Source organism: Ekhidna sp., assembly GCF_040223195.1.
Taxonomy (GTDB): domain Bacteria; phylum Bacteroidota; class Bacteroidia; order Cytophagales; family Cyclobacteriaceae; genus Ekhidna.
Genome location: NZ_JAVKDX010000017.1, coordinates 231,131 through 254,452, shown reverse-complemented (window position 1 = coordinate 254,452; position 23,322 = coordinate 231,131). Strand labels below are relative to the sequence as shown.

Below are 23,322 nucleotides of genomic sequence, written 5' to 3'. Positions count from 1 at the left end.
ATTCAATTTGCCTCTTGACGAATGTCAATTATGAGGAGGCACCAGAAAACTAGTTTTGAATTCAAATTCAGAAAAAAGCGAGTGATCTCTAGCATACTAATCCCTACAGACTTCTCACCAGCCTCCTGGACGGCCACCCAGGTTGGGCTCGAACTGTCCAAACTCAGCAAAGAGTCTACCATTTCATTTCTTCATATTTACCCGAATTCGGCGAAGTACAGTTCCAAAGACGCCAAAGATGCTAGTCAGCATGTATTGGAGGAGATGAAAGACCGTATGAACCAGCTTTCCCTACGCCTGTCCGATCATCCTATAGAACGTATTAATAATGTGGTGCTTTCGGGAAATGTGGAAGATACCATGCTGAAATTCATAAAAGAGCATAAGTTTGACTTGGTAATAGTAGGGGTCAATAGTAATGGGCTCAACAATGAAATCGGGAGCCATACTGTAAGCCTCATTGAAAAAAGCGGTACACCTGTCTTGGTAGTGCCAAACAATCCGGCACCATATGGAGCTATTGCAAGTTGAAGAAGTCATATGCCATCACTGTGGAGATCCCTGCGATGAGTCAATAAAGAGCGATGACCATACGTTCTGCTGTTATGGGTGCAGGGCGGTGTATGAGTTGTTGGAGCAAAGCAATTTGGGTCAGTATTATTCTGAGACCTCTCAGGAAAACAAATCTATCTCTCAGGTAAAGGCTGAAAGAAAGTATGCCTTCCTGGATAACGAGGACATCAAACAGCAGCTTCTTCGATTTAAGAGTGAAGATGTTTCAGTGATGAAATTTTTCCTCCCAGGAATTCATTGTAGCTCGTGTATTTACCTACTTGAACATTTATCAAAGCTTGAGCCGGCAGTATTAAGATCTGAAGTGAACTTTGTGAAGAGAGAGGTGGTCATCACCTTTGATCATTCGAAGAAATCACTTCGAGACATTGCAGTTCTTTTGTCACAGCTTGGCTATCCGCCGGATATCTCGCTGGAGAGTCTGGATAAGACAAAGAACCATGTTTCAAAATCTAACCTGGGCACCAAGATAGCCGTGGCTGGCTTTTGTTTTGGCAATGCCATGCTCATGAGTATGCCGGAGTATCTGGACAAAAACTTCCTGCTCACCGATGACTTTAAGCAGGTTTTCAACTGGATCAACTTAGTGTTGGCATTTCCGGTGCTGCTGTACTCGGCCAGTGATTATTTCAGTAAAGCATGGAAAGGACTCAGGTATCGAAATCTCAATATTGATGTGCCGATAGCCTTGGGTATACTCACACTTTTTGGTAGGAGTGCCTACGAGATCATTTCGCAATCAGGGATGGGGTATGTAGATTCCCTTGCCGGATTGGTGTTCTTTCTATTGATAGGTAAGTGGTATCAGAGCAAGACGTACCAGGCATTGTCTTTTGAAAGGGACTTTTCCTCTTATTTCCCAGTATCCATCACCTGCCTGATTGATAGTTCTGAGGTTCAGTGTCAGCTGAAGGAATTGAAAAAGGGAGATGTCGTGATTATTCATAATGACGAATTGATCCCTGCAGATGGAAAAATACTTGAAGGCTTGGCAAACATCGATTATAGCTTTGTTACGGGTGAAGCAAAACCTGAGCAGAAATCTGCGGGTCAGCTAGTCTTTGCAGGGGGGAGGCAAAAAGGAGGAGAATTGGTTATAGAATTAACCAAAACAGTAAACAATAGCGAGCTTACCAGCCTCTGGAATACCGACACCTTCAAAAAAGATAAGGAGGATCTCCACACATGGGTGGATAAGGTCAGCCAGTATTTTACCCTCACAATCATTTTTCTGGCCATAGGTACTGGTATTTATTGGTGGTTTGCTAATCCTGACATTATATGGAATTCTGTGACAGCCGTTCTGATAGTAGCGTGCCCATGCGCTCTGGCACTGGTGCTTCCGTTTGCCTACGGCCATGCCATGAGGCGATATGGCAGGCAAGGTCTTTATCTCAAAAATGCTGAAGTAATTGAGTCCATTGCAAAGGTGGATGCATTGGTGTTTGACAAAACAGGCACACTTACCACAATTGATGCTGGTATTTCCTATCAGGGGGATGTAATAGACGGAACCAACTTATCGGTGTTAAAGTCGTCACTAGGAAATTCAGCGCACCCCCTCAGCAGATTATTTCATTCTGAGCTTCCATCTTGTGAAAAGCTCCCAATCAAATCATTCAGGGAAGAAACGGGGAGGGGATTTACCGCAGAAGTGGCTGGTGTAAACGTGAAAGTGGGGTCAGCGGGGTACCTCGGTAAAAAAATGGAGAGTTCGGTGAACGAGTCCAGAGTGTATTTGAAGGTTGGAGAAAGAGAGGGTTTTTTTACTGTAAAAGCCAACTACCGCCAGGGGATATTTGAGATGCTGGAAGAGGTACGGTCCGGGTATAAAACATATCTACTTTCGGGAGATAATGAATCAGAGAAGGAGAGGCTGCAACCGTATTTTGAACGGGCATTGTTCAATCAAAAGCCCCTGGATAAACTTCACTTCCTGGATAATGGAAACGCAAACTACCTGATGATCGGTGATGGACTGAATGATGCAGGAGCTCTGAAAAAGGCTTCTGTGGGTATTGCTGTCTCTGAAGATATCCATCAGTTTTCACCTGCATGTGACGCCATCATCAGTTCGAAAAATGTCACAGAGCTGCCCTCAATCCTGCGGTTTTCAAGACAGGTAATAAAGGTGGTCTTCATTGCTTTTGGTTTGTCATTTCTGTACAATATCGTGGGGCTTTCCTTCGCCATAACTGGCCATCTTACGCCATTGATTTCGGCCATTCTCATGCCGATAAGTTCAGTTACGGTGGTAGGATTTGTCACGCTAATGATCGGTTTGATTGGGAGGAAGAATTTTTCCTAATCATCTCTTCACTCTATTTGGATGAATGAGGAGGGCATTCCTATTTGCAACCGACTAAGCATTTTCTTAATATAATAATCGTATTAAGTTTACGATACTTAATTACAGCCTTTCGGGATTTTTCAGATTCGTCCAAAGCCTCAAAATATTGATCACCTTATCATCATAGGAATAAAAAATAGTTGTCTTTTTGGAGTGTTGATATTCCTTTGTCCCTTCCTTTCTCAAGGAGTCTTTTGGTTGGTGAGGAGCTTCTTTGATATTAGACAAGCATTCTTCTAAGCGAGCAAAGAAGTTGCGGACTTGTTCATCGGTCCACTTTTCTCCAAGGAATTCAATAATCTCATCCAGATCATTGACGGCTTCATCAGTCCAGTTTACCTTAAAAGCCATTTTTCATACTTCTTTCTCACTTCACTGTGTGGGGTTACTTTCCCTTCATCCACTTGCTCTAATGCTTTATCCAATGAAGCCGATAACTCTGACTCTTCTTCTAAAAATGTTTCAATTTTATCAATCTCTCTTTCATTGAATTGCATTACCCGTTCAATCAGGTGATATCTTTTTGCTTCGATACTCATGATTACAAAATAACGATAAAACTCTTTTTTTTATCAAAAGGATTTCAAAATTCTGCGAAATGTGAAATCCTTTTTGGTGGTGTAAATTCTTTCCAAAGCAAAATAAGAAGTACGAGATAATGGATTAGCCTTAATTTTTGAGTCGTCTTTGTGAACTGGCTAATACATTAATTGGATAGTTTCACGCCTCCACCGGCAGATCAGAAGGCTGTCCCCATTCACTCCAGGAGCCATCGTAGACAGTCAGGTCTTCATAGCCGGCTATGTGAGCGGCCAGCAGCACAATGCATGCCGTAAGTCCGGATCCGCAGGAAAAAACAAGCCTTTTTTTGTCCCTAAGATCGTATTGATTGAATACGGATTTTAGCTCGTTTTTAGATTTCAATACCAGGCCATTACTCAATACCTCAGGGAATGGAATGTTGACAGAATTAGGGATATGACCTCCTCTCAATCCTGCTCTTGGCTCAGGCTCGATTGCATCAAATCTTCCTTTGGATCTGGCATCCAGTACAAGAATATCCTCATCATCCAAATGCTCAAATATGTATTCAGCATTCACAAAACATCCACGCTCATAGGTAGCCTTGAAATTGCCGTTTCCTTTATTCGACTTATTTTTTTTAGGTTCTGTGGGATAGTTCTTCTGAACCCATTTGGGTAAACCACCATTGAGTACAGCCACCTGCTTGTGACCCATGGACTTAAGCATCCACCAGGCCCTGGGGCTGGAGTAGACTCCATGATCATCATATACAATCACAAGGCTGTCATTGTTGATACCTAATGCTTGCGCTGCGTTCTCAAACTGCTCTGCGTCACACATCATGTGTGGCAAACCAATGGAAGCATCTGAAAATCGAGAATCTATATCAAAGAATTTGGCCCCCTGGATTTGAACATCTTTTGGAACATCTGGCTCCATACCCTTTGGCTTGGCCAAGGTAGCATCAAGAATGACTAGGTTGGGAAGATTGAGGTTTTCAATGAGCCAGTCAGCAGAGACAATATTCGATATCATGGAGGCAAGTTACGCCTTATCTATTGCCTGGGCTAAGATATGTTTAGGCATGGCACCAGACTGCCGCCATAGCTGCTTTCCCTGCTTGAATAGGATGAAAGTGGGGACACCTCTCACATTGAACCTTTGAGCTGCAGCCTGATTTTTATCAATATCTATTTTGATGATACGTGCCTTATCACCGATCTCTTTTTTCAATTCTTCCAGAACAGGAGCCATCGTGTGGCAGGGCCCACACCAGGTAGCATGAAAATCTACCAGTACTGGTTGATCTCCATTTATTAAATCATTGAACTTTGACATTGTTAATTATTTTGAGTTCATCATGAGCCTTTCGAAGGATTAAACATGATCAAACAATGTAAAAGTTTCCTTGTAATCAGGGATAGTTACATTCCATCCTCGCTCACCCATTTTTTTGCCAAGCGCTTCGGATTCTTCACTTTCTCCATGTACCAAAAAAGTCATCTTGGGACTGCTCTGGATATGGTCGGACCAATCAAGCAATTCTTGTTGACCGGCGTGTGCAGAGAGTCCATGAATATTGAGGACCTTGGCTTTTACGTGAACTTCTTCACCAAATATTTTTACTGAAGGGCTTCCATCCACCAGGTCTCTTCCCCGGCTACCGACTGCCTGAAAGCCTGTAAACATAATGATGTCCTGCTCATTGGGAAGCCGATGATATAAGTGATGCAATATGCGTCCACCAGTTGCCATTCCACTTGCTGAAATGATGACCGCTCGCTCCTTAATGGTGTTTAGTACACGAGACTGACTTTGCTCAGTCACATAATGTACGAAGGGGGCATCAAAAATGTGATGACCAAAATCACTATCCGGCTTGAGCCTGTGGTACCTTGAATACAGTTTGTAAAGCCGGGTGACACTAATAGCCATAGGACTGTCTACATAGATGGGGCGTGATCGAATGTTTTGAAAGACCTTCCATAAGTAATAAAGGATAAGTTGGGTTCGGCCCAACGAAAAAGCAGGGATCACAATGCATCCGCCTCGTTGATCACTTTCTTCAATGATTTTCTTTATCTCCAGCTCCATATCTAAAGGCTCATGGTTTCTGGCACCATAGGTTGATTCCATGAATAAGATGTCTGCCCTCTTAGGATACTCAGGTGAGAGGTGAAGTGGGTTATGGAAAGGGCCCAGATCACCGGAGAATACCATTGTCTTAACCCCTTGACTCGTATATACCTTTACTTCTACACTTGCTGCCCCCAGGATATGTCCAGCGTGAAAGAATTTTACTTCTACATTGCTATTGACCCTAAATGACCGATGAAATGCATGGGTTTTTATGGCTGGAAAAATGGCTTCAGCATCCCTTACGGTGTACAAAGGTTTGGCTGGGCTGTGCTTACTATATCCCTTTTTGTTGGCAAACTCTGCTTCTTCTTCCTGGAGTTTGGCACTATCCGTCAATAGGATTTCTACCAGATCTTTGGTAGGCTCTGTGCAATGAACTTCACCACCATACCCGTTTTTGAAAAAGAGTGGGAGATAGCCCGAGTGGTCAATGTGCGCATGGGTTACAATTACCGCATCAATTTCTGATGGCTCAATTGGAAGTTCATCCCAGTTTCTAAGTCTTAGTTCTTTTAGTCCTTGAAAAAGCCCACAATCTATGAGCAGGTTGAAATCATCTACAGTCAGTAAAAACTTTGATCCCGTCACTGAGCCGGCACCACCAAGAAACTTAATTCGTATATCCATGCATTAATTAAAAAACCAAGGTAGGTAAAAATTGAGCTTTATTGTTGAGAGGCTGATGATTCTGCTCAGGAGGGGAGGTGATCTTTATCCCAACCTGTCATTTCGAACGAAGTGAGAAATCTTTAAATTTAGACTATGTCTTTAAATCCAATGAGTAAAATAAGTTTAAAGGCGCTATTTGGGGTCATAATTATTTCAATTTTGATTGGACTTATAATTGGCGTAATAGTGGGTTAGATTCCTGATCTCCGTTTCACTTGGTTAGGAATTGCGCCACTTAGAAAAATAACTCTTCCAGATTTGCTTGGTTGGTCGTCTGAGACGACATATCAGAGGCCACAGGATTTTCTGTAAGGGCGCAAAACATATCCATGATTTTGAATCCCTTCCGTTTTTCATTAAATTTTACTTTCATATAGCGGATAGCCATTTGGAGTGACTGGTGAGGATTACTTAGCGGAATACAACCTGACAAAAATCATAAGTGACCCTAACACGCCTCATCGGTGACACTGCGTTGCTCCGCTAATCTTGTCTACGGATTATGAGTGTCATATTTATCCTTATCGCATGTAGTCTTTTGCTGGCAGGCAGCTTCCTGGGAGCCTTCCTTTGGGCATCCCGCTCAGGGCAGTTTGAGGATGATTATACACCATCAGTCCGCATTCTTTTTGATGATGATAAACCTAGTGACCAATGTCAGAAAACAACCAAAAAGTAGGTCTTGAGACCTTCCATTACGACAACACCACGGTCCGAAATTTCCTAATCGCTACCACGATCTTTGGAATTGTCGGCATGTCGGTGGGACTTCTTGTTGCATGCCAGTTCGTGTGGCCGGAAGCCAACTTCGGATTACAATACACCACTTTCGGGAGAGTAAGACCACTGCATACCAATGCGGTGATTTTTGCATTTGTGGGGAATGGGATTTTTGCCGGGGTGTATTATTCCCTTCAACGATTATGTAAAACCCGCATGTACAGCGATCTGCTGAGCAAGATCCACTTTTGGGGATGGCAACTAATTATCCTGGCGGCAGCAATCACACTACCTCTCGGAATGACTTCCGGTAAAGAGTATGCGGAGCTGGAATGGCCAATAGATATTGCCATTGCACTTATCTGGGTAGTGTTTGGTCTCAACATGTTCATGACAATAGTCAAGCGAAGGGAGCGGCACTTGTATGTAGCCATTTGGTTTTACATCGCAACGTTTGTGACGGTTGCTATGCTTCACATTGTAAACTCATTTGAGCTGCCAATTGACTTCATGAAAAGCTACTCCTGGTATGCAGGCGTACAGGATGCCCTGGTGCAGTGGTGGTACGGACACAACGCGGTGGCATTCTTCCTAACTACACCTTACCTGGGTTTGATGTACTACTTCATCCCTAAAGCTTCAGGCCGTCCGATCTACTCGTATAGACTTTCAATTATTCACTTCTGGGCATTGATATTTATCTATATCTGGGCAGGTCCTCACCACTTGTTGTATAATGCTTTGCCTGACTGGGCACAGTCACTAGGTGTGGTGTTCTCCGTGATGCTGATTGCACCGTCCTGGGGTGGTATGCTAAACGGTCTGTTGACATTGAGAGGAGCATGGGATAAAGTAAGAGAAGACGCTATTCTGAAATTCATGGTGGTCGCTATTACCTGTTATGGTATGGCCACCTTCGAAGGACCGATGCTTTCATTGAAAAATGTAAATGCCATTGGTCACTTCACAGACTGGATCGTAGGACACGTTCATATCGGAGGATTGGGATGGAACGGCTTCCTGACTTTCGCGATGCTTTACTATTTGATTCCTAAACTTTATGGAACAAAACTTCACTCGGAGAAGCTGGCAAATGTTCACTTCTGGATTGGTACGCTGGGAATCCTATTCTATGCAATTCCACTTTACTGGGCTGGGTTTACCCAAAGCTTGATGTGGAAACAGTTCAACCCGGATGGAACCTTGGTGTATAGCAATTTCCTTGAGACAGTGACTCAAATCATTCCAATGTATGCATTGAGAGCATTCGGAGGACTGCTTTACCTGAGTGGTGTGTTTGTGATGGTATTTAACCTGATAAAAACCGCTCGTTCCGGAAAATTCCAACCATCAACTGAAGCACAGGCTGCTCCTTTGATGAAGGATTATAAACCAGCCAAAAGCGATCATTGGCACAGAAGAATCTTCGAATGGAAACCGATGAGAATGCTCGTTTGGAGTTTGATTCTGGTGGCCATTGGTGGAGCAATAGAAATTATACCGACATTCCTGATCCAGTCAAACGTGCCGACAATATCCTCAGTAAAACCATATACTCCGCTGGAGCTAAATGGCCGTGATATCTACGTGAGAGAAGGTTGCTACACCTGTCACTCACAGATGATCCGTCCGTTCCGGTCTGAGGTGATGCGATATGATCCGGTAGATCTGGAATACTCCAAAGCTGGTGAATTTGTATACGATCACCCATTCCAGTGGGGATCCAAACGCACCGGACCAGACTTGCATCGGGTAGGGAAGAAGTACCCAGATAGCTGGCACTTCTATCATATGCTTGATCCCACGAGTATGTCACCTGGTTCTATTATGCCGCCGTATCCATGGCTTTATGAGCAAGAGTGGGACAAAGAAAGAACTCCTGCCAAGATCCGAGCGATGCAAACACTTGGTGTGCCATACGAAGAAGGCTATGATGAGAAAGCTGTGGCTGATGCCGAAATACAGGCTGCATTAATATCTAAAGGACTAGAGATGGAGGGAATCAAAGTGAGCAGTGATGCGGAGATCGTAGCGCTGATTGCCTACCTGCAGCGATTGGGCACGGATATCAAGAATGTAGAAGGAGTATCTGAAAATAAATAAACGGAAAGATCATGCTAAAATTCATTAAACATCACATGGAAACGATAGCAGGGATAGAGATCTTTCCCATCATTTCCTTCATCATCTTTTTCACCTTCTTTATTGCGCTAACTATTTATGTGCTGAGGGTGGACAAAAAGGTATTCAACGAAATTTCAAACATTCCATTGGACTCAAACGAAACTGATCATGAGCAAGCTTAAATACGTATTATCGACACTCATTTTTGCACTACCCGGACTGACTATGGCTCAGGAAGAAGCTTCGCAACGATCCTTTTTTGAGCAATATCAGATTGAAATTATTCTGGGTCTCGCTGTTGTCGTGGCGATTACTGCCGTGATTGCGATGTATACCTTATTGGTTGCCTTGAAAGTCGTCCTTCGTCTGAAACGTGCTGAGATGGGTATTGTGGAAGAGGAAAGCCAATTAATTGCTGTGAAAGAAGGAGAAGAGGGGGTTGGCTTCTGGCGAAGATTTTGGAATAGGCTCAATGATTCTGTGCCTGTGGCAAGAGAAGCGGAGGTTGCTACCGATCATGAGTACGACGGCATCCGCGAGCTAGATAACCGACTTCCACCCTGGTGGCTATATGGTTTCTATTTTACTATTGCCTTTGCTGCGATCTATATGTTTCGGTTCTACTTTCTGGATATGCCAAGGCAAGAGGATGAGTTTAAGGCTGAGATGATTCAGGCGAAGGAAGAGGTGAAGGTGTACCTGGCATCTCTGGATAACCTGATTGATGAGAACAGTGTGGAGCTCGCATTGGAAACTGCAGACATCAATGCCGGCAAGGCCATCTATGACGCAAACTGTGCTGTGTGCCATGCCGCAGATGGTGGCGGGGGCGTTGGCCCAAACTTCACCGATAAGTATTGGCTACATGGTGGTGACATTGTATCGGTTTTCAAAACGATTAAGTATGGTGTACCATCAAAAGGAATGATTGCATGGGAAACGCAGCTTTCTCCTAAGAAAATGCAGCAGGTAGCCAGCTATATCTATACCCTTGAGGGAATGTCATCTGCAAATCCAAAAGAGCCTCAGGGAGAGTTGTTTGAGCGGGAAAATGGAAATGGTGCAGAAGCTACTGAAGAGGAGAATCCGGACGCAGTAGATGATGAGGCAGATCTGGAAGAAGGGGAATGTTGCTAACCCGATGATCGGGGATTAATTAAATGGCTGACATAAAGGATATATATCAGGAGCAAGAAAGTGCCGAGGAAACCTTTAGAGACCACCTTTCTACGGTGGATAAGGAAGGAAAGCGTGTGTGGGTTTACCCAAAGAAACCTAAAGGTAGATTCACAAACTATCGCACGCTAGTTAGTTCTTTTTTGCTCCTGTTTTTGTTTGGAGCACCATTTGTCAAAATTGATGGACAGCCATTTCTGCTGTTTGATATTTTCGAACGAAAGTTTGTCATTTTTGGTCAAGTATTCTGGCCACAAGATTTCTTTTTGTTTGTAATTGGAATGCTCGCCTCCCTGGTATTTATCATTCTATTCACCGTTGTTTTTGGTAGGATTTTTTGCGGCTGGATCTGTCCGCAGACCATCTTTATGGAGGGGGTATTCAGAAAGATTGAATACTGGATTGAAGGTGACTATATGGCTCAGAAAAAGCTAGATAGACAACCGTGGGATAAGGAGAAAATTCTCAAGAAAGGTTCTAAACACTTCTTGTTTATATTGATAAGTACCTTCATCATGCACACCTTCATGGCCTACCTGGTGGGTGTCGATAAGGTATGGGAAATCATTCAGGGGGGACCTTCGGAAAACACCGGTGGCTTTATCGCGATGGTAGTATTCACCGGATTGTTCTACGGAGTATTTAGCTGGATGCGCGAGCAGGTCTGTACCACGATCTGTCCGTACGGTCGACTCCAGGGCGTATTGCTGGATCGGCAAAGTGTCGTAGTGGCATATGATCATCAGAGAGGTGAGAATAGGGCTAAATTCAGGAAGGATGAGAATCGGGAGGCACAAGGCAAGGGGGACTGTATTGACTGCAAACAGTGCGTCTATGTGTGCCCCACCGGGATAGACATCCGAAACGGGACACAACTGGAATGCGTAAACTGCACAGCATGTATTGATGCGTGTGATTCCATCATGGACCGCATTGGTAAGCCGAGAGGTTTAGTAAGATACGCTTCTGAACAAAACATTGCCGACAAGAAACCTTTTCAGTTCACAACCAGGATGCGAGCGTATTCAGGCGTCCTTATTCTCTTAATTGGTGTGCTGGTGACGCTCTTATTGGTTAGATCAGATTTTGAAACAACCATCTTAAGAACACCGGGAATCTTATACCAAGAGCGTGAAGATGGCATGATCACGAATCTGTATCAAGTGAATATGGTCAACAAGACCAATAACGCCATGGATGTACGGTTTGAGCTTTTGGAACCGGAGGGGCAAATTGAGATGGTAGGTGGTCAGATAGATCTCGCAGAACAGGGGGTAGGTGAGGGAGCTTTCTTTGTGATCATTGATCCCGCCAACCTTGAAAAGATGAGCTCTAAAATTGAAATTGGCGTGTACTCAGGTGAGGAATTAGTGGAGACTGTAAGTACCAAATTTTTAGGACCAGCGAACTAGCAATTGAGAATTGATAATTACCAATTGAGATATAGGATAAGCAAAATAAACAGAGTTATGTAGTGAGGTCTGGAATGCAGGCATTAAGCTTCTGACTACTTACTTCTGACTCCTAACAACTAAAAAATATGAATTGGGGAAAAGGAATCGTATTGGCATTTATCTGTTTTGCAGCGTTTATCGGCTACATGGTAGTTAGGTCTTTTCAGGAAGACTTTGATCTTGTGGCTGAGGACTACTACGCACAGGAGATCAACTATCAGCAAAAGCTGGATAAGCTCTCCAATACAGCTGAGGATGGACTGTCGGTTTCAGTAAAGCAGAATATGGAAGATGTGATTCTGGAATTTCCTGATCAAGCTTCCGGCAAGATAGACTTCTATCATCCATCCAGGAAGCTGTTCGACAGGTCGTTCAATATCGAGCTATCTAAAGAAAATATTCAGCGGATTGCAAAGTCGGATTTGGTGCCTGGAAGCTATCGGGTAAATATCTCCTGGCGTTCAAATGAAGAAGATTACTATCAGCAGTCAAGCATCTACATTCAATGATAGGCGCATTCATCATCGGGTTATTTGGAAGTTTGCATTGCGTGGGCATGTGCGGACCGGTGATGATGGCCTTTATGGGACCGAAGCAGTCTAAATCTGGTTTTGCCCTGTATCATACAGGTAGAATTTTGACGTATGTTTTGATAGGGCTGGGTTTGGGGTTGATAGGAGTCACGGTGGCCTTCTTTCAGCTTCAGCAAACATTGGCCTTTGTGCTAGGTTTCGGGTTGATCATATTGTACGGCATTCCGTCCATCAGACATCACATTGAGCGCTTTTATTACGAGTCAAAATTTTATCACTTCCTAAAGTCATTCCTTTCTAAAAACCTTTCGATGCGTAAGCGTTGGTTCCTGAGTGGGGTAGCAAATGGTTTCTTTCCGTGCGGACTCACATATGTCGCAGCAGCAGGAGCGGTAGCATTGGGCACTCCGGCAAAAGGTGCACTATTTATGATACTCTTTGGGCTGGGAACACTTCCGGCCTTAATTACGCTTTCCTTTGCAGGAAATGTATTTTCAAATCGACTGAAAATTTTAATACCACGGGCTATACCTGTTATCGCCATCATTTCCGGATCAATTCTCATCATGCGAGGGCTATTAACCACCCTCCCACAGTTCAACCAAATGGTGCAGGCCAATGCCGCCGGTTTGATTACAGTTTGTGGGTTGTGATATCGAAACGCCCTTATCAGAGAGACATTGTAAAAAGCTAAGAAGAGTCATGCTGAACTTGGTTCAGCATCTTTAAACAGATAGACCCTGAACTAAATTCAGGGTGACCTAAATAAAGATGATATAAATCATATCCCACCCTTCCATTCCTCAAACCATGCCCCCTCTCACACTTCTAGTTTTGAACCAAATTTTGATCCATGCCAGACCTAAGAAAGTACAACATTCCTGTCCCGCGCTACACCAGCTACCCAACCGTCCCATTCTGGGAACCGGAGAGTTTTACCATTGAGGCGTATGAAAGGACGTTACAGTCTGCATTCTGGGAGAGCAGCAAGGAGGTAAGTATTTACATTCATCTGCCATTCTGTGAAAGCTTGTGTACCTATTGTGCATGTAATACCCGTATTACGAAAAATCATCAGGTTGAGGATCCTTACATTGATTATTTGCTGAAGGAGTGGGAGTTGTATTTGGAAAAGCTACCTGAAAAACCACTGATCCGTGAAATTCATCTCGGAGGAGGAACACCTACCTTCTTTGCCCCTGAGAACCTGAATCGATTACTCTCAGGAATTATTGAGAGAGCAAGCCTGTCGAAGGAATTTCAAATGAGCTTTGAAGGCCACCCGGCCAATACCACCTCAAAACACTTGGAGACTTTACATGACATTGGCTTTGATCGTGTCAGCTTCGGCATTCAGGATTTCGATCTCAATGTGCAGAAGCTGATCAATCGCATGCAGTCATTTGAGCAGGTGAAAGCAATCACGGAAAAAGCAAGGGAGATCGGCTATACTTCTGTTAATTATGATGTGGTTTATGGATTGCCGGGACAAACAGTGGAATCAGTGCAAACCACACTTGATCAGATCATTCAATTGAAACCGGAGCGTATTGCCTACTACAGTTATGCGCATGTTCCATCTATGCGTCCGGCACAAAAGTCATACGAAGCTTATTTACCCGATGAAGACCATAAATGGGAATTTATGCATCTGGGGAAAGATGCTTTTCTTCAAGCCGGATACGAAGAGGTGGGTATGGATCATTACGTCATGCCCGGTGATGAACTCCTGGAAGCAAGAAGAGATGGAGAGCTTCACAGAAACTTCATGGGCTATACACCATTTACCAGCAAGTTGCTGATTGGTCTGGGAGCAAGCTCAATAAGTGATAGCTGGTCTGGTTTTGCTCAAAATGAAAAAAGCATTCCGAAGTACTATGAGATGCTAGATCAGGGTAGGCTACCTATTGTTAAGGGCCACATCCACACCAGACAAGATCTATTCTTTAGAAAGCATATCCTCAACCTGATGTGCAACTTTGAAACCACCTGGCACGAATCTGAATTTCTGGAGTACTGTGTAGCTTTGAATTATGATTTGCTGGATCAATTGCAGGAAGAGGGTCTTATCCTCTATGGAGAAACAGGCATGAAAGTTTTACCTGAAGGGCGAGAAGTCATTCGGGTGATCTGTACTGGCCTTGATGCAAAACTTAATGGCTCCAATAAATCACCAAAATTCAGTCAGGCAATCTAATAAATAATAAAAGATTAATTTATCCTTTATTAAAGAGATGCCTTATATTTACTTCCTGAAACCAAAGTTATGTTTTCAAGAGCCTGTGAATATGCCATTAAGATTATGATCTACATTGCTGTTAATGAGCAGGAGGGAAGAAGAACGGGAGTAAAGGAAATATCTGGAGCCATAAACTCACCGGAGGCTTTTTCAGCCAAAATCTTGCAGCAGCTTGTCAAGAGTAAATTATTGATCTCTTACAAAGGACCCACCGGAGGTTTTGAATTAGCTCCTAATGAACAAATCAAACTGGTAGATATTGTTAAAGCCATAGACGGAAACAAACTATTGGAAAGCTGTGTACTTGGTCTTGAAAATTGCTCAGCCAAAAACCCGTGTCCAGTTCATTTTAAGTTTATAGAAATACGGGATCGGCTAAAGGAAACACTACTTTCTACGGAAATAAGAGATCCTCAGTTAATAACGAAAGGCATAGACTGACCTAATTTTTATTTTAATAAAAGATAAAATGATCTTTTAATCTTGTAACATAACATAAATCATAAATGAGGTTGAAGAACATCATATTTCAGACACCTGATTCTTTAAAACTTTGAACCATTAAATAGTAAATGTCATGAACAGAGTATTATCAATTACTTTAATAGTCGCACTTTTCATCATCACAGCATGTGGTGGCGGAGGAGGGCAAAGCAAAATTGATCAGATCAAGGAGCAGTCGAAAATAGAACCTGCTAACAGCGAAAGTAATGTACCTGCCAGTGAGCGCATCACGCTAGACAATAAGGGAGTGGGGAGAATCAAGAATGTAACACTTTCGGAAACCATAGATCAGGAAATGGTTGAGAGAGGGCTGGCGCTCTTCAATACCAATTGCAGTGCCTGCCACAAAATAGACAAGCGATTCATAGGACCATCACCTAAAGGAATCATGAGCAGAAGAAGTCCGGAATGGATCATGAATATGATCCTTGATCCTCAGTTGATGGTGGAGCAGGACAGATGTGCCAAAGACCTTTTGGTGGAATTCAATGGAGCTGCAATGGCCAATCAAAATATGACTGAAGAGCAGGCTCGCGACATCCTGGAATACTTCAGAACCTTATAACCAAACCTATAATACTATGAAAAGTAAATTTTTGAACTCGGTGATCTTATTGGTGCTACCAGCACTGATCTGGTCCTGCACACAGCCAAATGAGGCTGGAGCTTCTTCAGAAGCATCTTCTGTCGCAGAAAGTCACCCGATGGGTCAGGCCTCTGTAGTAGACAATGTTTCGGATCCCAACATACTGCAGGTTGCGCTTACTTCAGAGCCTCATAGCACCCTTGTCACTGCAGTTCAGGCTGCCGGAATTGAGCATGTGATAGTCAATGCTGGGCCGCTGACCTTATTTGCACCGGTCAATGCGGCTTTTGATGCTTTACCCGAAGGGACAGTTGAAAACCTGCTTAAGCCGGAAAACAAAAGCGACCTGGCAACCATTCTTACCCGTCATGCTGCTCCAGGGTCATATGATCTGGATGCGCTTAAACGAGAAGCGAAAAAGGGAAGAAAACTATATATGGCTACCGGAGATTACCTGGAAGTGACTGTAGAGGGGGAAGATGTGATGGTAGGTGGTGCCAAAATAGTCGCAACAGTGCCCGCTTCAAATGGGATTATTCATGTCATCGAGAAAGTGATTTTACCTTAAACACGAACTAAAATGAAAACGACAATTTTAAAAAATACTTTATTTATAAGCGCTCTTGCCTTCTTGTTCTCTTGTGGTCAGGCAGGGGATAGAGGAGGTAATGGTGCGCTTAGCAGCAACATAGCTGAAAAAGTGTACGTAGCACCCGGCGAAAGGGATGAACAATACGCTTTCCTGTCTGGAGGCTATAGTGGTAACCTGACCGTTTACGGGTTGCCTTCTGGAAGGCTTTTCAAAGAGATTCCTGTCTTCTCTCAATTTCCAACATCAGGTTACGGCTATTCGGAAGAGACTAAGCCGATGTTGAATACTTCTTTTGGATTTATTCCGTGGGATGACCTTCACCACCCGGATATTTCTCAAACAAATGGTGAGCTTGATGGCAGATGGATTTTTGCTAATGGTAACAATACACCTCGTATTGCCAGAATTAGTTTAACCACGTTTGAAACCGAGGAGATCATCGAAGTACCTAACAGTGCTGGTAATCACAGCTCTTCGTTCATTACTGAAAACACCGAATATGTAGTAGCTGGAACTCGTTTCTCAGTGCCAGTACCTCAGAGAGACATGCCTATCAGCGAGTATAAGGAAAACTTCAAGGGCGCTTTGACCTTCATATCCGTTGAGCCTGAGCATGGACGTTTGGACATTAAGTTTCAGTTGTTGATGCCTGGTTTCAACTATGACCTGTCGCACCCGGGTAGAGGCAAGTCACATGGTTGGTTCTTCTTTTCTACCTATAATACTGAAGAGGCCAATTCACTACTTGAAGTCAATGCATCGCAGAATGACAAGGATTTTATTGCTGCAGTAAACTGGAAAAAAATCGAGGAGTACGTGAACAATGGCGGTGGCACTAAAATGCCTGCTAATTATGCGCACAATGTTTACGACGAATCTACTCATACCGCTACTTCTACCATGAAGAACGAAGTGCTTACTGTTAATCCTGCTGATGTACCGGGAGCGATTTACTTCCTTCCTACTCCCAAGTCACCTCACGGATGTGATGTAGACCCAAGTGGTGAATACATCATTGGGGCAGGTAAATTATCTGCAAACATCACTGTGCATTCATTTGATAAAATGCTGGCTGCCATTGATGCGAAGAAGTTTGACGGTGATGCCTACGGTATTCCTATCCTAAACTATGACGATGTTTTAGCTGGTAGTGTGCAAAGTGGTGGCTTAGGTCCATTGCATACCGAGTTTGACGGCAGGGGCAATGCCTACACCACGTTCTTTATTTCTTCTGAAGTGGTGAAGTGGAAACTGGACACCTGGGAAGTAGTGGATAGAAAACCAACTTATTACTCTGTAGGTCACTTGATGATCCCAGGTGGTAACTCAAGAAAACCGCATGGTAAGTACCTGGTAGCTATGAACAAGATCACTAAAGACCGCTACCTACCTACAGGTCCTGAAATGGAGCACTCTGCACAGATTTATGACATCTCAGGTGAGAAAATGGAATTGCTCTATGACTTCCCAACACATGGTGAACCTCACTATGCGGCTGGATGTAATGCAGAGCTTTTGGTGAATAATTCCAAGAAGATTTACAGAATCGATGAAAATAATCACCCGTATGCCATCAAGACCCCTGCTGAAGCTAAAGTGGTGAGAGAGGGTAATGTGGTGCACATCTACATGTCTACCATCAGAAGCCACTTTACGCCAGACAACATTGAAGGTATCAAAGTGGGTGATAAGGTGTATTTCCACATCACCAATCATGAGCAAGATTTTGATGTGCCTCACGGCTTCTCCATGATCGGACAGGGCACGTCAGAGATCCTGGTAATGCCCGGACAGACCAAAACTTCCCTTTGGGAACCTAAAAAAGTAGGTGTGTGGCCATTCTACTGCACAGACTTCTGCTCTGCACTTCACCAGGAAATGCAAGGATACGTACGAGTATCACCTGCAAATTCAAACATAGAGATAAGTTATACCCTCGATGGGGATGACATCTAAAAATGAATAACTGTAAGGCTGATGATGATTCAGTCTTACAGTTTTTTCAATTTCCCATTTAAAAAATCTTAAGCAAATGAAAAGGGCTGGTATCTTAATGATCATCGGAAGTGCAATGCTCCTTGGATTATTTGTTTTCCCCATGTGGAATATCCGATTGGGTGCGCCACAGTATCCTGAGCCGCTTGGCATTGACATTCATGTAAATGGATTGAGGGGAGAAAGTGAGTTTGACATTCAAAACATTGACGGATTGAACCATTACATAGGCATGAAAATACTACCAAAACCCAACGAAATGTGGGAGTTTTCCGTGTTTCCAAAGGTAGTGTGGATAATGACTGGCCTTGGGATTTTTATAGGTCTGCTTGGATTCTTGGAAAGAATATCACCGGTCTTTTTCCTGATATGGTTTGTAGCTATGAGTATCCTTGGGGCACTTGGTATCTATGATTTTAATCTATGGCTGGTGGATTATGGGACCGACCTGGATCCTAATGCGATATTGAAATTGGTCAATCCGGATGGAACACCCATGCAATACAATCCACCGCTATTTGGGCATAAAAAACTCCTCAATTTTGATGCATATTCCTACCCAAGGTTAGGGGGCATCTTGTTAGGTGTTGGTATGTTTCTTACGTTGGTTGCTTTCTACTTAGGCAAAAAATCAAAAGTTTCATTAAACTAACTACCTGGTAAAATGCGCAAATCCTATTTCGTCGTTTGGGTATTCTTACCCTTCATTTATTCATCCTGTAGCACAGGCCCTCAACCAATCAACTATGGGAGTGATGCCTGTAGCTTTTGCCAAATGACCATCGTGGATAATCAACATGCCGCTCAGTTGGTAACCGAAAAAGGGAAAAACTATAAATATGACGCTATTGAGTGCATGATCAATGACTTGAGAAAATGGAAAAGACCACCTGTAAAAACACACCTGGTTGCGGACTATTCCAACCCTGGAATGCTCACAGATGCGCTCACAGCCAGCTACCTGATTACTGAAAAAATCCCTAGTCCCATGGGTGCTAACTTATCTGCATTTTCCAGTGAATCCGGGCGAAATGAGACCCATCAATCTATGGGCGGTGACAAACTAAACTGGGAGCAACTAAGACTTAGGTGGGGCAAAAATCAAACACATAATCACCATTAAATATTGCTTCATAGATGTCAGTTCGAATCATCGTATTGCTATTTTGTTTTTTCGTTGGTCATTGTGGCCTGTGTAGTACCTACACCGTGTGCAATCAATGCGAGTTGTCCACGATCAAGTCGGCCATTGATAAAGCTTCACCGGGAGATACACTCATTTTTGATGCGGGGATTTATGAAAGTCAGGGGATAGAAATCACAAAATCTCTTGTATTGATTGGTAAGGAAGGAGCAATTTTGGATGGGGGAGGGAAGGATTACATTCTTAAAATACTAGCAGATGATGTTTCCGTCTCAGGGTTTGAATTGGTCAATTCCGGAAGGAGCTACACTAAGGACTATGCTGCAATATATATTTATAAAACATCCGGTTTTATCCTCTCAAATAATGTAATCACAAAGTCATTTTTTGGAATCTTGGCTGAAAAGTCAAAGAACGGGCAGATCAACCAAAATAAGGTCTTGGGAACTGCCACCAGAGAAGATCAGTCCGGGAATGGAATTCATTTGTGGGATTGCGATAGCGTAAAAATCGCTCAGAACGAAGTATCTGGCATGAGAGACGGGATCTATCTGGAGTTTGTGGACGCAAGCTTTGTCCAGGACAACCACAGTCACCACAATGTACGGTATGGATTGCATTTTATGTTTTCCAATCATGATGAATACAGGAGCAATACGTTCGAAAAAAATGGTGCGGGTGTAGCAGTTATGTTTTCCAAATGGATCAAGATGAAGGATAATAGGTTCATTCAGAACTGGGGAACGGCTTCTTATGGTTTGTTGCTCAAAGAAATCTACGATGGGGAGGTGGAGAATAACCTTTTTGATCGAAATACCATTGCAGTGTATGTGGATGGATCCTCACGGGTAACCTATTCCAATAATGTATTCAGGCAAAATGGCTGGGCTGTCAAAGTTTCGGGTGGTTGCTATGCCAATAGTTTTGTAGCTAATGACTTTATTAGCAACTCTTTTGGCATTTCGTACAATTCCATGCTCAACGACAATGTCTTTTCTGGCAACTATTGGAGCGACTACTCCGGCTATGATTTGGACAAAGACGGGGTGGGGGATGTGCCCTACAGACCAGTGAAACTGTTTTCCTATATCGCTAACAAGACACCCGAGACCATCGTGCTGATGAGAAGCCTGTTTGTGGACATCATTAATTTCTCCGAAAAAGTGTCTCCTGTTTTTACTCCAGATGCGCTGGTAGATCATTCACCTTCCATGAACCCTTTCAAATGATTCAGGTAAAAGAACTTTCCAAATCATTCGGGAAACTACAAGTGCTTGACAGCATTAGTTTCGATATAGATCAGGGGGGCATATTTGCCATACTCGGCCCCAATGGTTCAGGTAAAACCACTCTCCTTAAAATCTTACTTGGTATGGTGATCCCGGATGGTGGAGAGATCTTGTTTCAGAATGAAGATATTTCTCACACTCACGACTACAGAAAGAACATTGGGTATTTACCCCAGATTGCTCGCTTCCCGGATAACCTAAAAGTGAGTGAGATCATTGCCATGATCAAGGATATCAGAAACGAAGCGTCAGATTCAGAGTCGCTGGTTGCACTGTTTGGTCTTGAGAAATATTTGGACAAGAAACTGGGGAATCTATCGGGCGGCACCAGGCAAAAGGTCAATATCGTATTGACTTTTATGTTTGATACCCCGGTGATCGTACTTGATGAACCCACTGCGGGTTTGGATCCTGTCTCTCTGATCAAACTAAAAGACCTGATCAATAAGGAAAAGTCAAGGGGCAAAATCATTCTGATTACCTCCCACATCATGACGCTCGTCGAGGAGCTGGCGAGTGAAATAGTGTTTCTACTCGAAGGAAGAATCTATTTCAAAGGGACAATCACAGAGCTGAAGACAGCCACCAAAACGGAAGATTTAGAACACGCGATAGCAGCAATTATAGAACCATGATCAAAATCCTGAAATACAGTTTTTCTGATTTGATGCGTAGCAGATGGAGCTTCATCTATCTGGGGTTTTACCTGCTGCTTGGCTTTGTATTGCTGTTTTTAAACAATGACCTCTCCAAAGGCATCATCACCCTGATGAATGTGATCGTGGTACTCACGCCTATGATAGGCACCATCTTCGGCATCATGTACTATTACAACTCTAGGGAATTTACCGAGCTTCTACTGGCTCAGCCGGTAAAGCGTTCAACCATTTTCATGGGACAGTACCTTGGGATTGCCATATCTCTGTCCCTTAGTTTGGTGATAGGGCTGGGCGTACCTTTTCTGGCCTATGGATTGTTTAGATCGGGAGAAATACTGGACTTTGCACTTTTGCTCATCAATGGCACCTTTCTCACCTTCATCTTTGTAGCCATCTCCATTTGCATAGCCCTCTTCAATACCAACAAGATCAAAGGCTTTGGCTATGCCATACTGATGTGGTTGTTTTTTGCAGTGATCTACGACGGACTTGTTTTAATGTCTATGATGATCTTCAAAGACTATCCGTTGGATAGCTTCGCCCTGATTGCCAGCTTTCTCAATCCCATCGATCTTTCAAGAATATTGATACTCTTGAAATTGGATATTTCCGCTTTGTTGGGATACACAGGGGCATTATTTCAGAAATTCTTCGGCACTAATTCCGGGTTGTTCATTTCCCTTGGAGTGCTGCTCTTGTGGATAGTGATTCCTGCGGGATTGCTGGTTAGAAAAGCAACCAGGAAGGACTTCTGAAATGGAATTTAGGATATTTAGTAATTCAAAATCGGGCTTTTGGTTGAAATTGGATTAGGACATTCCATGTGGCCTTTAAAAACAACTATATACACATGAAAGAATTAATAGAACCGGCGCGTGTTTTTACTCTGAAAGAAACAGTCTCTTATGCGGAGGGGGCTGTCGTAAGTAAAACCATCTCAAAAAGTAAAAGTGGAAATATCACGCTGTTTGCCTTTGACAAGGGGCAGGGACTAAGTGAGCATACTGCACCTTTCGATGCGATTGCCATGATCATCGAAGGATATTGTAAAATCACTATTGGTGGTAATGAGCATCACCTTGAAGAAGGTCAAATGATTATCATGCCTGCAAATATTCCTCATGCATTGGAAGCGACGAAACAGTTCAAAATGTTTTTGATTATGATTAAAAACAAAGCAGAAGATTGAGTTGAATTTATCAAACGCTGATATGATAAGTTCTTCTTTATTTCAGTGGCTTTAAAAACACCACTAGCTGGATCAGAATTCCAAGTGTGATTAAAACAATTATTTCTATTCTTGAAATTAGATTGCTTTTGTCTATCGCTCGATTGGAGTTGTTTATTACTCGGTTACTTTCCATTAACTGTATTTTAAACAAGGCATCCATATCTTCATAAATGGATTGAAAATATTTTTCTTCACCTGGTGAAAATGGAGCTTCAGGAGCTAGGGATTCATTGAAGATGTTATTGTTTTCGTACCTGGATAGTAAGAGAATGTTCTCTTGGAGGGATGCAAAGTATTTTGATTCTTTCTCAGTAAGCTTGGTGGTTGCAAACTTGTTTAGCAGCGTTTGGATAGAATCATCCAGGGAGCGATTTATTTCTATCAGATTCTCCACACCGGGATTTTGAATCATTTCCTTTTTGAGTTGAATCTGTCTGGATAATTTGTAAAGATAGTCTTTGGCTAAAAGCCTGTCCTCATAGACAGTTTTGAGGTTTTCCTGGACAACACGGAAATGATTTTTGTCTATCAAATTGGTGGCCAATACGAGTAGAAAGACCACTACAAGAGATACACCAGCCCTAATTCTTTGAGATAAACTTAACTTCCAGCCCATATCCTTTATTCAACCATTATACCCTTAAAATGTAGCCATTTTTTAAGCTCTTTCTGATCTTTATGGTTCAAGAATCTAATTCCCTTCTTATATTCTTTCTTCACTAGCTCATCACTGAAGCTAACTTTATGAAGCAATAATTTACAGTATTGCAGCATTGTAATGGTTTTTTTGTTCTCTTTCATAAATAATTCTTTTAATAGA

General features: G+C 42.9%; 27 protein-coding genes. 20 read left to right on the top strand and 7 right to left on the bottom strand.

The window, feature by feature from the left end:
- Window positions 1-81: 81 nt before the first annotated feature.
- A complete protein-coding gene (locus RLN88_RS11680) occupies window positions 82-531 on the top strand; it encodes a universal stress protein (RefSeq protein WP_350221586.1) in 450 nt (149 codons plus the stop codon).
- Window positions 512-2,881: a heavy metal translocating P-type ATPase gene (locus RLN88_RS11675; protein ID WP_350221585.1), complete on the top strand. Its 2,370-nt coding sequence runs from the start codon at window positions 512-514 to the stop codon at window positions 2,879-2,881. Before RLN88_RS11680 ends, RLN88_RS11675 begins: the two co-directional genes overlap by 20 nt.
- A 102-nt stretch (window positions 2,882-2,983) precedes the next feature.
- Here the strand turns inward: RLN88_RS11675 and RLN88_RS11670 are convergent, their stop codons facing one another.
- From RLN88_RS11670 to RLN88_RS11650, 5 genes are all read right to left on the bottom strand, one after another.
- A complete protein-coding gene (locus tag RLN88_RS11670; protein ID WP_350221584.1) occupies window positions 2,984-3,274 on the bottom strand; it encodes a type II toxin-antitoxin system RelE/ParE family toxin in 291 nt (96 codons plus the stop codon).
- Window positions 3,259-3,462, bottom strand: coding sequence for a hypothetical protein (locus RLN88_RS11665; protein WP_350221583.1), 204 nt, complete (start codon window positions 3,460-3,462; stop codon window positions 3,259-3,261). Before RLN88_RS11665 ends, RLN88_RS11670 begins: the two co-directional genes overlap by 16 nt.
- Window positions 3,463-3,643: 181 nt before the next feature.
- The gene (locus tag RLN88_RS11660; RefSeq protein WP_350221582.1) at window positions 3,644-4,483 is read right to left on the bottom strand and encodes a sulfurtransferase; all 840 of its coding nucleotides are present in this window, start codon (window positions 4,481-4,483) and stop codon (window positions 3,644-3,646) included.
- Window positions 4,484-4,492: 9 nt separating this feature from the next.
- On the bottom strand, window positions 4,493-4,786 hold the full coding sequence (trxA, locus tag RLN88_RS11655; RefSeq protein WP_350221581.1) for a thioredoxin: 294 nt from the start codon (window positions 4,784-4,786) through the stop codon (window positions 4,493-4,495).
- Between the two features lie 39 nt (window positions 4,787-4,825).
- Entirely contained in the window at window positions 4,826-6,214 is a 1,389-nt protein-coding gene (locus RLN88_RS11650; RefSeq protein WP_350221580.1) for an MBL fold metallo-hydrolase RNA specificity domain-containing protein, read from the bottom strand.
- 544 nt (window positions 6,215-6,758) lie between these two features.
- Between RLN88_RS11650 and ccoS the strand changes: the two genes are divergently transcribed.
- The 18 genes from ccoS to RLN88_RS11560 all read left to right on the top strand — a co-directional run bounded on the left by ccoS (window position 6,759) and on the right by RLN88_RS11560 (window position 22,460).
- Entirely contained in the window at window positions 6,759-6,935 is a 177-nt protein-coding gene (gene ccoS / locus RLN88_RS11645; RefSeq protein WP_350221579.1) for a cbb3-type cytochrome oxidase assembly protein CcoS, read from the top strand.
- Window positions 6,911-9,079: a cytochrome-c oxidase, cbb3-type subunit I gene (ccoN, locus tag RLN88_RS11640; RefSeq protein WP_350221578.1), complete on the top strand. Its 2,169-nt coding sequence runs from the start codon at window positions 6,911-6,913 to the stop codon at window positions 9,077-9,079. Before ccoS ends, ccoN begins: the two co-directional genes overlap by 25 nt.
- Before the next feature lie 11 nt (window positions 9,080-9,090).
- Window positions 9,091-9,282: a CcoQ/FixQ family Cbb3-type cytochrome c oxidase assembly chaperone gene (locus RLN88_RS11635; protein ID WP_350221577.1), complete on the top strand. Its 192-nt coding sequence runs from the start codon at window positions 9,091-9,093 to the stop codon at window positions 9,280-9,282.
- Complete coding sequence (locus RLN88_RS11630; RefSeq protein WP_350221576.1) at window positions 9,269-10,237, top strand: cbb3-type cytochrome c oxidase N-terminal domain-containing protein; 969 nt, start codon at window positions 9,269-9,271, stop codon at window positions 10,235-10,237. The genes RLN88_RS11635 and RLN88_RS11630 overlap by 14 nt, the downstream gene beginning before the upstream one ends.
- A 23-nt stretch (window positions 10,238-10,260) precedes the next feature.
- Window positions 10,261-11,688 carry a cytochrome c oxidase accessory protein CcoG gene (gene ccoG, locus RLN88_RS11625; RefSeq protein WP_350221575.1) on the top strand — a complete coding sequence of 476 codons (1,428 nt, stop codon included), beginning with the start codon at window positions 10,261-10,263 and terminating at the stop codon, window positions 11,686-11,688.
- Window positions 11,689-11,816: 128 nt separating this feature from the next.
- Window positions 11,817-12,239, top strand: a complete 423-nt coding sequence (locus RLN88_RS11620; protein ID WP_350221574.1) for a FixH family protein — start codon at window positions 11,817-11,819, stop codon at window positions 12,237-12,239.
- Window positions 12,236-12,916, top strand: a complete 681-nt coding sequence (locus RLN88_RS11615; RefSeq protein ID WP_350221573.1) for a sulfite exporter TauE/SafE family protein — start codon at window positions 12,236-12,238, stop codon at window positions 12,914-12,916. Before RLN88_RS11620 ends, RLN88_RS11615 begins: the two co-directional genes overlap by 4 nt.
- A gap of 200 nt (window positions 12,917-13,116) precedes the next feature.
- Window positions 13,117-14,460 (top strand): oxygen-independent coproporphyrinogen III oxidase, encoded by a 1,344-nt coding sequence (gene hemN / locus RLN88_RS11610; RefSeq protein ID WP_350221572.1) that lies wholly within the window; start codon window positions 13,117-13,119, stop codon window positions 14,458-14,460.
- A gap of 69 nt (window positions 14,461-14,529) precedes the next feature.
- Window positions 14,530-14,943, top strand: coding sequence for an RrF2 family transcriptional regulator (locus RLN88_RS11605; protein ID WP_350221571.1), 414 nt, complete (start codon window positions 14,530-14,532; stop codon window positions 14,941-14,943).
- 136 nt (window positions 14,944-15,079) lie between these two features.
- Window positions 15,080-15,571: a cytochrome c gene (locus RLN88_RS11600; protein WP_350221570.1), complete on the top strand. Its 492-nt coding sequence runs from the start codon at window positions 15,080-15,082 to the stop codon at window positions 15,569-15,571.
- A 16-nt stretch (window positions 15,572-15,587) separates the two neighbouring features.
- Entirely contained in the window at window positions 15,588-16,160 is a 573-nt protein-coding gene (locus RLN88_RS11595) for a fasciclin domain-containing protein (protein WP_350221569.1), read from the top strand.
- Between the two features lie 12 nt (window positions 16,161-16,172).
- Window positions 16,173-18,140, top strand: coding sequence for a Sec-dependent nitrous-oxide reductase (gene nosZ / locus RLN88_RS11590; RefSeq protein WP_350221568.1), 1,968 nt, complete (start codon window positions 16,173-16,175; stop codon window positions 18,138-18,140).
- Between the two features lie 76 nt (window positions 18,141-18,216).
- On the top strand, window positions 18,217-18,831 hold the full coding sequence (locus RLN88_RS11585; RefSeq protein WP_350221567.1) for a hypothetical protein: 615 nt from the start codon (window positions 18,217-18,219) through the stop codon (window positions 18,829-18,831).
- 12 nt (window positions 18,832-18,843) lie between these two features.
- A complete protein-coding gene (locus tag RLN88_RS11580) occupies window positions 18,844-19,302 on the top strand; it encodes a nitrous oxide reductase accessory protein NosL (protein WP_350221566.1) in 459 nt (152 codons plus the stop codon).
- A 14-nt stretch (window positions 19,303-19,316) separates the two neighbouring features.
- Entirely contained in the window at window positions 19,317-20,552 is a 1,236-nt protein-coding gene (locus RLN88_RS11575; protein WP_350221565.1) for a nitrous oxide reductase family maturation protein NosD, read from the top strand.
- On the top strand, window positions 20,549-21,247 hold the full coding sequence (locus RLN88_RS11570; RefSeq protein WP_350221564.1) for an ABC transporter ATP-binding protein: 699 nt from the start codon (window positions 20,549-20,551) through the stop codon (window positions 21,245-21,247). The genes RLN88_RS11575 and RLN88_RS11570 overlap by 4 nt, the downstream gene beginning before the upstream one ends.
- Window positions 21,244-22,026, top strand: a complete 783-nt coding sequence (locus tag RLN88_RS11565; RefSeq protein ID WP_350221563.1) for an ABC transporter permease — start codon at window positions 21,244-21,246, stop codon at window positions 22,024-22,026. The genes RLN88_RS11570 and RLN88_RS11565 overlap by 4 nt, the downstream gene beginning before the upstream one ends.
- Before the next feature lie 95 nt (window positions 22,027-22,121).
- Window positions 22,122-22,460: a cupin domain-containing protein gene (locus RLN88_RS11560; RefSeq protein ID WP_350221562.1), complete on the top strand. Its 339-nt coding sequence runs from the start codon at window positions 22,122-22,124 to the stop codon at window positions 22,458-22,460.
- Between the two features lie 37 nt (window positions 22,461-22,497).
- Here RLN88_RS11560 and RLN88_RS11555 read toward each other — a convergent pair whose 3' ends face one another.
- Window positions 22,498-23,118 carry a hypothetical protein gene (locus RLN88_RS11555; protein ID WP_350221561.1) on the bottom strand — a complete coding sequence of 207 codons (621 nt, stop codon included), beginning with the start codon at window positions 23,116-23,118 and terminating at the stop codon, window positions 22,498-22,500.
- A 5-nt stretch (window positions 23,119-23,123) separates the two neighbouring features.
- Window positions 23,124-23,303, bottom strand: a complete 180-nt coding sequence (locus RLN88_RS11550; RefSeq protein ID WP_350221560.1) for a hypothetical protein — start codon at window positions 23,301-23,303, stop codon at window positions 23,124-23,126.
- Window positions 23,304-23,322 lie beyond the last annotated feature (19 nt).

What these genes read in the sequence shown, in the direction of transcription:
- RLN88_RS11630 (WP_350221576.1), top strand. Translation starts at nt 9,269, where the DNA reads ATGAGCAAGCTTAAATACGTATTATCGACACTCATTTTTGCACTACCC.
- RLN88_RS11555 (WP_350221561.1), bottom strand. Translation starts at nt 23,118, where the DNA reads ATGGGCTGGAAGTTAAGTTTATCTCAAAGAATTAGGGCTGGTGTATCT.
- RLN88_RS11570 (WP_350221564.1), top strand. Translation starts at nt 20,549, where the DNA reads ATGATTCAGGTAAAAGAACTTTCCAAATCATTCGGGAAACTACAAGTG.
- ccoG (WP_350221575.1), top strand. Translation starts at nt 10,261, where the DNA reads ATGGCTGACATAAAGGATATATATCAGGAGCAAGAAAGTGCCGAGGAA.
- RLN88_RS11675 (WP_350221585.1), top strand. Translation starts at nt 512, where the DNA reads ATGGAGCTATTGCAAGTTGAAGAAGTCATATGCCATCACTGTGGAGAT.
- RLN88_RS11615 (WP_350221573.1), top strand. Translation starts at nt 12,236, where the DNA reads ATGATAGGCGCATTCATCATCGGGTTATTTGGAAGTTTGCATTGCGTG.
- nosZ (WP_350221568.1), top strand. Translation starts at nt 16,173, where the DNA reads ATGAAAACGACAATTTTAAAAAATACTTTATTTATAAGCGCTCTTGCC.
- RLN88_RS11595 (WP_350221569.1), top strand. Translation starts at nt 15,588, where the DNA reads ATGAAAAGTAAATTTTTGAACTCGGTGATCTTATTGGTGCTACCAGCA.
- RLN88_RS11665 (WP_350221583.1), bottom strand. Translation starts at nt 3,462, where the DNA reads ATGAGTATCGAAGCAAAAAGATATCACCTGATTGAACGGGTAATGCAA.
- hemN (WP_350221572.1), top strand. Translation starts at nt 13,117, where the DNA reads ATGCCAGACCTAAGAAAGTACAACATTCCTGTCCCGCGCTACACCAGC.
- RLN88_RS11660 (WP_350221582.1), bottom strand. Translation starts at nt 4,483, where the DNA reads ATGATATCGAATATTGTCTCTGCTGACTGGCTCATTGAAAACCTCAAT.
- RLN88_RS11600 (WP_350221570.1), top strand. Translation starts at nt 15,080, where the DNA reads ATGAACAGAGTATTATCAATTACTTTAATAGTCGCACTTTTCATCATC.
- ccoS (WP_350221579.1), top strand. Translation starts at nt 6,759, where the DNA reads ATGAGTGTCATATTTATCCTTATCGCATGTAGTCTTTTGCTGGCAGGC.
- RLN88_RS11620 (WP_350221574.1), top strand. Translation starts at nt 11,817, where the DNA reads ATGAATTGGGGAAAAGGAATCGTATTGGCATTTATCTGTTTTGCAGCG.
- RLN88_RS11565 (WP_350221563.1), top strand. Translation starts at nt 21,244, where the DNA reads ATGATCAAAATCCTGAAATACAGTTTTTCTGATTTGATGCGTAGCAGA.
- RLN88_RS11605 (WP_350221571.1), top strand. Translation starts at nt 14,530, where the DNA reads ATGTTTTCAAGAGCCTGTGAATATGCCATTAAGATTATGATCTACATT.
- RLN88_RS11580 (WP_350221566.1), top strand. Translation starts at nt 18,844, where the DNA reads ATGCGCAAATCCTATTTCGTCGTTTGGGTATTCTTACCCTTCATTTAT.
- trxA (WP_350221581.1), bottom strand. Translation starts at nt 4,786, where the DNA reads ATGTCAAAGTTCAATGATTTAATAAATGGAGATCAACCAGTACTGGTA.
- ccoN (WP_350221578.1), top strand. Translation starts at nt 6,911, where the DNA reads ATGTCAGAAAACAACCAAAAAGTAGGTCTTGAGACCTTCCATTACGAC.
- RLN88_RS11650 (WP_350221580.1), bottom strand. Translation starts at nt 6,214, where the DNA reads ATGGATATACGAATTAAGTTTCTTGGTGGTGCCGGCTCAGTGACGGGA.
- RLN88_RS11635 (WP_350221577.1), top strand. Translation starts at nt 9,091, where the DNA reads ATGCTAAAATTCATTAAACATCACATGGAAACGATAGCAGGGATAGAG.
- RLN88_RS11670 (WP_350221584.1), bottom strand. Translation starts at nt 3,274, where the DNA reads ATGGCTTTTAAGGTAAACTGGACTGATGAAGCCGTCAATGATCTGGAT.
- RLN88_RS11575 (WP_350221565.1), top strand. Translation starts at nt 19,317, where the DNA reads ATGTCAGTTCGAATCATCGTATTGCTATTTTGTTTTTTCGTTGGTCAT.
- RLN88_RS11560 (WP_350221562.1), top strand. Translation starts at nt 22,122, where the DNA reads ATGAAAGAATTAATAGAACCGGCGCGTGTTTTTACTCTGAAAGAAACA.
- RLN88_RS11585 (WP_350221567.1), top strand. Translation starts at nt 18,217, where the DNA reads ATGAAAAGGGCTGGTATCTTAATGATCATCGGAAGTGCAATGCTCCTT.
- RLN88_RS11550 (WP_350221560.1), bottom strand. Translation starts at nt 23,303, where the DNA reads ATGAAAGAGAACAAAAAAACCATTACAATGCTGCAATACTGTAAATTA.